Source organism: Streptomyces sp. NRRL WC-3549 (assembly GCF_000721935.1).
GTDB lineage: Bacteria > Actinomycetota > Actinomycetes > Streptomycetales > Streptomycetaceae > Streptomyces.
This window is the reverse complement of the sequence record NZ_KL585383.1, coordinates 54,509-55,431: the sequence shown is the minus strand read 5'-3', so window position 1 is coordinate 55,431 and position 923 is coordinate 54,509. Positions and strand designations below refer to the sequence as shown.

At 68.5% G+C, this 923-nt stretch carries 1 pseudogene; it reads left to right on the top strand.

Features of this window, described 5'->3' with window-relative positions:
• Positions 1 to 601: 601 nt before the first annotated feature.
• Positions 602 to 923 (top strand): annotated as a pseudogene (locus IH13_RS0102425) (hypothetical protein); the annotation flags it as partial.

Below are 923 nucleotides of genomic sequence, written 5' to 3'. Positions count from 1 at the left end.
CCATCAGAGATGTGTATAAGAGACAGGTACTCCGTGCTGTCGGCAGCCTTGAGCACCAGTCGTGTGCCGTCGTTCGAGACGGCCACGACACGCAGTTCGGGCATGGGAACCTCCCGGGTGGTGCCTGCCGACGTCACGTGCGTCGCTGCTTCCGCTAGTCGAGTGTGACCTGCCCGGGTTCAGCCTGCCACAACCTTGCCAAGTTACCCGGCGCACGGACCCCGACCCTGGATCCCCAGGAGGCGCGGTCACCTGTGCGCGACGCGGCAGCGACCTGGTGGTCCCTGACGTGTCGCAGGCGCCCGCGCGATGCCGTGGCGCCGCCGGTTCGAGTGCCGCCCTTCGGCCCCCTTCCGCAGGTCCGGACGCCCATGCGGGAGTCCGGCCCCAGGGCTCGTCACAGTACTCCATTCGGGCCACCGGGGTGGACCGGCGCGCCGCCGAACTTCTCGGCGGGCGCAGGAGGGGGGCTACCCAGCTGTCGATGAAATGCCCCCAATGGGTGTGCTGCTTCACACAATCTACAGAAACGGAACTATTCGCTTCGCCCATATGTCCCTCACTGGTGCAAGGTGGGGTAGTCGTCGAGCAGGGGCGGATCATGGTGCAGAAGCCGCAGGACGGTGCGGAACGCAAGGAAAGGCGCATAGACCTGAGCGTCCCTCAGGTCGCCGGCAGTGCCCTGGCTGCGGTCGCGGCAGCGGTGATGGCCTCGCAGCTGGGCGTGTACGGCACGATCGCCGGCGCCGGTGTGATGAGCGTGGTGGCCACCAGCGGGGGACCCGTCTTCCAGCACTTCTTCCGGCGCACCGGTGAACAGATCCGTGAGGTCACCGTCCATGTGAAGCACCCGGGCGGGCGGCAGGTGACCGTGCACACCCGGGACGCGGTGCCCGCGGCCCGCCGGCCGGCCGGTGACACGC